The sequence below is a fragment of the Citrobacter sp. wls615 genome (assembly GCF_005281355.1).
Lineage (GTDB): Bacteria > Pseudomonadota > Gammaproteobacteria > Enterobacterales > Enterobacteriaceae > Citrobacter > Citrobacter werkmanii.
On record NZ_SZXM01000013.1, the window covers coordinates 26,622 to 34,647 of the forward strand.

The following is an 8,026-nucleotide window of genomic DNA, read 5'->3' on the forward strand; positions in this document are numbered from 1 at the left end:
ATAGCGTTCAGTTTACTGCGGATAATGAGATGGCAGATCTGACGGGTAACACAATCAACGTAACGGAGAGTGAGTTCCTGAATAAACTGCAGGAACTGATGGAACGGGAAGACTCTCTGACGCAAAAAGAAACGGTTTTAGCCCAAAAGGAACAGGCGCTACAGGCGGCTAAAGACGCGATGGCCCAAAAAGAAGCAGAGCTGAATGACAAATATGTTCATCTTCAGGAGATGGAGCTTCAAGCAAAAAACGGCTCTCTGCAATTCTTTGAGGAAAAGTTCGCAGCATTCAAAAAACAACTGGCGCAGCGGGAAGCTCAGTGTGTAAGTGAGCGGGAAACTCTCGAAGCTGAAAAGGAAAAATTGCGGCAAAGAGAGGTCGCTGTTCAAAAGGCGGAAATCCAACGGGACAGGGGGTATGCCGATGAAAGGGCCAGGCTTGATGATGAACTCTTCAGTCTCAGAAAAGTACAGGAAAAGGATCTGGAGTCAAAACGCGCCAGCGCCCTGACGGCCCTTGAAGAAGAGCTTACAGTGGAGAGAGTCTCCAGAATAGCAAACTTGGGGAAAGAGATAGCTGACCGGCTAAGCGCGCATGAAGCGGCTATTCAACAGGATAAGGATGAACTCGAACAAAAAAGAAAGGCATTCCTTAAGAACCAGGCGGAGCTTGATGAACTCAGGGATGAACTTGAGTACCAGAAACAGCGCCTTCGCTCAAATAAAGACCGACTTGAGGAAAGAGAATCCGATCTGAACCTTGAGGTGGATGCCAGGGTTGCTCAGCGGAAACACTCTTTCGAGAGTGAGAAGTCTGTGCTTAACGATGAAATTGCCCGTTTGAGGGAATCCCTCAAAACAAGCAGCGCCCTCATTTCAAACTTCGAAGTACTGAAGCATAAGCTCGGTGATGAAGATCCTGCCGCCGTTTTACTTAAGCTGAAAACTTATGAAGAGGAAATCAACACCCTGCGTGAGGATCTTGCCACGCGCCCAACACAGGAGATGCGGGACGCCTTTGATCGTTTGACGTCTGAACAGAACGAACTGAAGCTGGCCTGTGAGCGATTCTCTGAAGAAAATGAGGGGCTCAGAAGTGCAGCACGCGCACAGTCAGATCTGGAAATGCAGGTAGCGGAACTGACCGATAAAAACAAATCGCTGCTGAGGCGGTTTGAATCAGTGGATGCCGACAACAACCGATTGATGGAGGAGCTTAAACGCTTGCGATCCTCTTACGAACGGGAACAGGACCGTGAGGCAAGGATTCGGGACATTGAAACGCCATACGTTCAAAAAGAACTGCCTCGTGCGGCTGAAAACGTTGAAGAGCTTCAATGGCTGGACGGCATCCGTCAATCCTGCATCGATTATGGGCTGAGATTCCCGCGGCGAATTTTACACGCATTCCACACAGCACTAAAAACGTCAGAGTGGTCTCCTGTGACTGTTCTGGCAGGCGTGAGTGGAACCGGAAAGTCTGAACTGCCAAGGCTGTATTCACATTTTGGCGGCATAAACTTTTTGAGTCTGGCCGTGCAACCCAACTGGGACAGTCAGGAATCCATGCTGGGTTTCTTCAACTCTATCGATAACAAGTTCGATGCCCAACCGGTTCTGCGTTTACTGGCACAAAGTCAGAAGGCGCAGGCTGAAGGCTATCCTCTTGGTCTTAAAGATGCCATGAATCTGATATTGATGGATGAAATGAATCTTGCCCATGTCGAACTCTATTTTGCGGAATTCCTGAGCAAGCTTGAGCTGCGCAGAGGAATGAAAAAAGAACTCCCCTTCCTTGATGTTAAGCTCGGGGCCGGAATTCAGCCCTATCAATTGCCAATCGGTCGTAATGTGCTCTGGGCTGGCACAATGAATCAGGATGAGACAACGAAATCCCTCTCAGACAAGGTCCTCGACCGGGGAATTGTCATCAACTTTCCCCGACCGACTACGCTGGAAAGACGCCGTCAGTTGATTCCGTTGGGCGATCAGGCGCCATTATTGTCCCGCAAACTGTGGGAGAGTTGGTGGTGCAGAGAAAGTAAATTCAGCGATGATCAGATTTTGCCCTTTAAGGGTTTTATTGAAGACATGAACGATGCTCTTTCTAAAGTCGGAAGAGCGCTTGGGCACAGGGTGTGGCAATCGATCGAATACTACATGGCAAATTATCCTGATGTGCTCGACGCCCAGAGAAAAAATGATGATGCAGGCTTGGTCAAAGCCATGAAAGTCGCTTTTGAAGATCAGCTTGTTCAAAAGGTTATGCCTAAGCTGCGCGGCATCGAAACCCGAGGTAAATCCAGAACGGACTGTATTGACCGAATTCGAACTCAACTGGTGAATGACAACTATACGATAATCGAAGATTTCGATCTGGCGTGCGAATTTGGTTACGGTCAGTTCATCTGGAGCAGTGCTAATTACTTAAAAGACGATGAGTCATTGAATGGTCAAACTGGTAACAACGCCAGTGCCAGTGCCAGTATGCTGTCATCTGATCACGCCGGACTTCATCATTGCTCTGCTGCAGGCGCAAGCGCTATTCCTGCTGAGATCAGCCAGTATGCAAGTAATAGTACAAAGGAACTCTGGCAACTGACAACAAACGAAATAATGACAGTCCTGAAATGTGATGCAAAAGAAGCAAAGGCTATCAAGTATTTGTGTAATGTGACCAGGGAATCATAAGTCATGGAGGGTTCATTCAAAATTGACTCTGTTGAATCTGTTTACAGGGGTCTAAATAATACCGATGAGTTAAAGGCTCATGCTCAGTTAATTCTTGTGGTTCGCAACTGGCTGACGGAAGTGTCGAACTTCGACCCAGTTTCCGGACTTGTCCTGCATACCGGTATCGACGATTTCTTGGATGTTGTGGCGAAATCGGTGCGGGATACGTCATCAGAGGAGGAGACAAAAGACCGTATCTATCGCGTGGTGTCACATGTGAAGGACGCTGTCCTGGCAATAATGGAGCATACCCGGGATAAGGTGATACGCGAACATGCCATGCTGCCGATATATGCGGCGAGAGAGGTTGACAGCAACAGTGTTCAATGGCTAAGCCGTCAGCCGGGCAGGACACTCCGAGAAAAGCTTTCCGGTAAGCCTTATATGAAGGCCGTCAGACGGAGGCGCAGTGTTGATACGTCGGAAAACAGACTGTTGAGAGCTTTTCTCTTCAGGCTGGAACACATTCTGACAGAAAGACAGGGTGCATTATCTGCCGCAAAAGAAGAGACCTGTGAGGACATGCTTGTTTCCCTTCAGCGATGGCTAAGAACTGACGATGCCGCTGAAATCGGTACGTGGGGAAATCTTCCGCCCAACAATACGCTTCTGCAGGACAAGCGCTATCGAAAAATATGGGATGGCTGGCTCTGGCTCCAGGCCAGCGACGTTCAGATAACCGAGGACAGCAAACGGCTTAATAAAGACCTACTCACCGTTATCTACTGGAATACACTTTCCCAGCTTTACGCGAGTGGTGGCTTTCGGACAGTTCAGCAACCGGTCGGCTTTGATTACGACAACTTTTCTATCGTGCCTGAATTCCCCGTTCGGGGATATTTATTCCCCGGGTATGGCGCAAAGAAAAAGGGGAAGGTTAAGTTCATTAAGCCAGAGAGTTTATTCGGATTTATCACGTCTGAAGAGGGTGTGGATTTATTTTTCCACCAAAAAAATCTATCTCAAAAATTAGACATAAACTCATTAACTGCTGGAGATGAAGTGTCTTTTGTCATTGGCAGTAACCCAAAGGGGGAATGTGCTGATGAAATCGACCGTCTGGCGGGGATCATCCCTGTAGCGTTCAATTTGACGGGGGATAAATGGGAGATACACGTCGGTGAGGATAAGTATTTATTACATATCGTTTCGGGGTATCTGGTTATTGCGTCAGCTCAGGGTGTAAACAAAAAATTAAAAATCGAGCCTGCAGCGCTCAACGAGATACCGAAGGCGATACTGTCATTCGTCACGGATGCCCCGCCTGAATACGCTGCGCCGACGAATACTGAACGTGACCCGATACGGATGGAGAGCACCGTTGCGGATCTGTGTTCAGTTCGTCCTGCGTTCACGCACGGTACAGGCTCTCAGGCGCATCTGCCATTCAGGTTGGTTCAGCAGTACTGGCCCCTGCATTCTGATGGCGAAGTGGAGATAGACTGCGGTTACGCTAAATCCATCGCCCTGCATTCCGGTATTCAGACGGTCAGCATGAGGAGCCTCTTTTCACCTGACTCAACACTGCCCGAGGCTACTAAAAGCCGGGCATCGATGTTTTTTATTAAAAAGTTGAGTGACTATATCAAGGCAGATAAGTTGACCTATCTTATCCCTGATTGGGGGAATGATTTCGATCTGGAGGGGATACGAAAAAGCGCCAATTTTTATTTTGATGAGTCAACTCCGCTTCCCAAAAGTATCGCTGCTATCTTTGCATGGCAATCGTCGAAGAAATTTGTACAGGACAGCGTCCAGGGTAATGATGTTGTGCTGGTGATTGATTCCTTTGATGGTGGCATTTCAGTAACCCCGGTTCAGGCAATTTACCAACCGGAGCTTGAGGGACTATTGCCTGAGACAAAAGGTATTAGCTGGGAAAGACATCCTACGGTTAATCTGCCCGACAGCGGCATTCATAATGCCATGGTCCGCAATCTTGACGGGAATGGCTGCCAGACATCTGAAGACCTTCTTCATTTGTTTGGGTTCGAGGGTTTAGCCAGCGATGCCGGAGACGTGTCTTTTGTCAACGATGAACGCTGGTATCACGTTCCGGGTTCTGTTCGGGAGGTTCTGACTCAGGATCTAGATCTCAGCATATTGTCAAACACCGCCATCAGTAACTGCCTGAACTCTACAAACCTGAATTGTCGGGGCGCGAATGTCTTTATCCTGCCTCTTGACGTTACCCTCAGGAAACCCGATGGGCGAATGGATTATAAGTGGTTGGGGTCCGCATGGTCGCCAATTAAAGGCTGCCAGACCTTAAACAGATGGCATGAGGAAGTGGATGACATGACCCTCTGGCGTGATCATCTGCCAGCTCTATCGATAGAGGTACAGAGTGACAAAGGGTATAAGGTTGATTTTTATCTTGTAAAAGACGCGACAGTAACGCCGCAACGTGGCAGAACGGTGGATATACCCGTGGAAGAATTGTTCACGCTTCCCGCGGGACAAACGCATTATCGTTTTCCCCTGCAACAGGGAGAAGGCAATAAAGAGATGCGGTTTGTTGCATACCTGATGTCGCCAGTTTTTCCATTAAAGAAGGACACAACGTGCAAGCTGAAGATGTCCTATACCTATGGCGCGGATAACCCGTACGAACTGAAATTCCTTCCGCTGGATTCAGCGGAAGCAGGTTTTAAATCTGTCCGAGTTGAGTGGCGCTCAGCATCAGAAAGGGGGATTGCCGATCTGGCGAACTTACCGATTCCGGATTTCCCGGCCAGAAAAAGCTGGTCCGATTTTCAGTCCTTCCCGAAAGACGATGGTAAGAGCGTCTCTGACCTCCTGGACTGGTGTTGCTCCAAAATTGCAGGTTTGAATGAGCTGATCTCCTTTGATTATGAACAGGAATTTCAATCCATCCTGAATAAAAGAAAAGTCGGCTATCTGGAATGGGGAAGTACTGACACTAACGGGAAATACTATTGTCGCGTCAATGTTGAGGGACAGAGTGTGTTTTGCCACAGTTCTCACTTTATTGAGGCTGTTGATGAAAACTCCCTGCATAAAGGCTGCCCGGTTTATCTGGATGTATTTACGAATGAAAAAGGGCCATACGGGGCAACGATATCCTTTTTGGAGCGCGTCCCCTTACAGCTTCAGGAGAAGGCACAGGATACCCTCAATCGGAAGTTGTCCAGAACCATTGAGTATGCTGAAAAAGGGATCTTCAGCCTCCGTTTCCCCGCATTAACCATCTGGAATCACGGTCACTCGCTTTCCGAGCCAGATGTGCCCGACCATTTTAGAAACGCGATACTCGACGGAACGCAAAAGATCATATCAATAATTGAGTCTGAAAATATGCCGGACACGCTTAAAGAGGAGCTTTTCTTCTTTCTGTGCTGTCTGCATAAGGACGCCCCTGAAATTGTTAGCTCCCGGCTTCTTGATGCAGTGAAGGATAGAAAGCTGTTGCGGAAATACCACAAGAATATTGCTTTCGCCATTGGTAATGCCGACCTGTCTTACCAACAAGTGCTGTTGGAGAATGTCATTGATCCCATTGATAATGAGGGCCGGACCAGATCCATTACCCTGGAAGTTTTGTCGATAGTGCTTTGGCGTTCCAGAACAGTGATCAACAGATTGACTAAAGAGAAGCTTGAGGCTTTATCCGTAAGCTTATATCGTTGCCTCAAGTTCGATATTCAAAAGCTGGATAGTGAAGGAACGAGATACAAAATCGCGACTCTTGGTAAGCATCTGGAGCTTCTGCTGGCATTGCTGAGAAGCAGAGGTTCCGAGGATGAAGGTCTAAAAATGATTTTCGCGCCAGATAATGAACGGACCCAAAAATTTGTGGACCTGATCGATCGCGTTTCCAGATTAGTGATCGACAACAATATCGGGTTGCTGTCTCGAATCAATCTGCAAATTGAAAAGCCTAAAATCTTTCTCAATACTCCCGACCTTTTATATGCATTACGCATATATCTAACGGGAGACGCAGGTGCAAGCGCGATAGGCATTTCGTCTGTTTCAGACGATTAACCAAACGGTCAGAGTCAAGTTAAATAGTTCCTGATTGTTGTTATCTATCTTAATAGCGTGTACTTAGAGAACTGGAGTGACCACGTTCCCGCAGACAGTTTGTGTCCTCACGATGGGGGCCTTTTCGAAGGCCTCCGGACTGAGGCCACCAAGATGACTGTGATGTCGGCTCCAGTTGTAGAACACTTCAATGTAATCGAAGATACTTGTTTCAGGATAACGATGGCTTGCCGGGATAATGGAACAATGTGGGACGTGCGCATTTTGGCTCCGCGTCCGGAATAACGAACACCGGGAAGAGCTTCGCGGGTAGCGGGGATGGTCCAGATACAGTTCCTGAAATCAAACTCGCTCCATCGGGCGAAACGCAGTTCACTGGAACGGATAAACAGGTGAAGGGTCAGAAGGACCGCTTGACGGGTTACCCCTCGTCCCTGCTGATAACCATCAATGCGCCCCAGCAATTCCGGCAGGCGTTCCAGCGGCAGGGCGGGGTAGTGGCGCTTAACGGGGGGCGCTGTCACGCCGTCAAGGTTTGCCGCCGGGTTGCTGTCAATGAATCCCTGATGAACCGCATGACGCATGATGTTACAGAGGTGCTGCCGCGTGCGGGACGCGACTTCCAGCAGACCTTTTTTCTCAATGCTTTTCAGCAGGTCAATGAAATGACGGGGTTTAAGTTCCGTGACGGACAGATGTCCGATAACCGGAAAAATATGATTGTGCATGCTGGCAAGCAGACGGTCAGCGGTATTCTGCGACCATTTTTTATTGCTTTTATGCCACGCCAGCGCCACTGTCTTAAAGACCTTTTCCGGTGAGCGGGCGGCTCTTTCGGCTATACGTTGCTGAGCGGGGTTAATGTTCTGCGCCAGCAACTTGCGGATACCGTCTCGTTGTTGCCGGGCGTCGGAAAGGGATACATCGGGATAAGCGCCTAAGCCAAGGCGGGATTCTTTACCGTTAATTCGATACTTAAGATACCAGAGACGTGAGCCGCCTGGATTGACCAAGAGGTATAGACCGTGTGAATCGGAGACTTTGAAGGATTTTTCAGAAGGCTTGAGACTGCGGATTTTCGTGTCGTTGAGAGACATATGGGGGTCACTCCATAATCGAACCAAACTGACCCCAAATCTGACCACCAAATTCTCCCGATGCGGAGGATAAAATCAAAATGCATCGGGAAGAGTTTTCACGCTAACCTGTTGAACCAACATCATATAATGATTCGCAAGGACGCATGAAAGCAGGAAATTGGCTCCTCTGACTGGACTCGAACCAGT

General features: G+C 48.4%; 2 protein-coding genes and 2 pseudogenes. 2 read left to right on the forward strand and 2 right to left on the reverse strand.

Going from position 1 to position 8,026, the window contains the following annotated elements; genetic code table 11:
- Positions 1–29 precede the first annotated feature (29 nt).
- Positions 30–2,690, forward strand: coding sequence for a chromosome partitioning protein ParA (locus tag FDX04_RS04480; protein ID WP_212734315.1), 2,661 nt, complete (start codon positions 30–32; stop codon positions 2,688–2,690).
- Positions 2,691–2,693: 3 nt separating this feature from the next.
- Positions 2,694–6,740, forward strand: a complete 4,047-nt coding sequence (locus FDX04_RS04485) for a DUF2357 domain-containing protein (protein WP_137370496.1) — start codon at positions 2,694–2,696, stop codon at positions 6,738–6,740.
- Between the two features lie 63 nt (positions 6,741–6,803).
- On the opposite strand, the pseudogene FDX04_RS24630 reads toward FDX04_RS04485, so the two are convergent.
- Together FDX04_RS24630 and FDX04_RS04490 are read right to left on the reverse strand one after the other, a co-directional pair.
- Positions 6,804–6,944, reverse strand: a pseudogene (locus FDX04_RS24630) (IS3 family transposase); the annotation flags it as partial.
- Positions 6,932–7,837, reverse strand: a pseudogene (locus FDX04_RS04490) (tyrosine-type recombinase/integrase); the annotation flags it as partial. The pseudogenes FDX04_RS04490 and FDX04_RS24630, both read right to left, overlap by 13 nt.
- Positions 7,838–8,026: the final 189 nt, after the last annotated feature.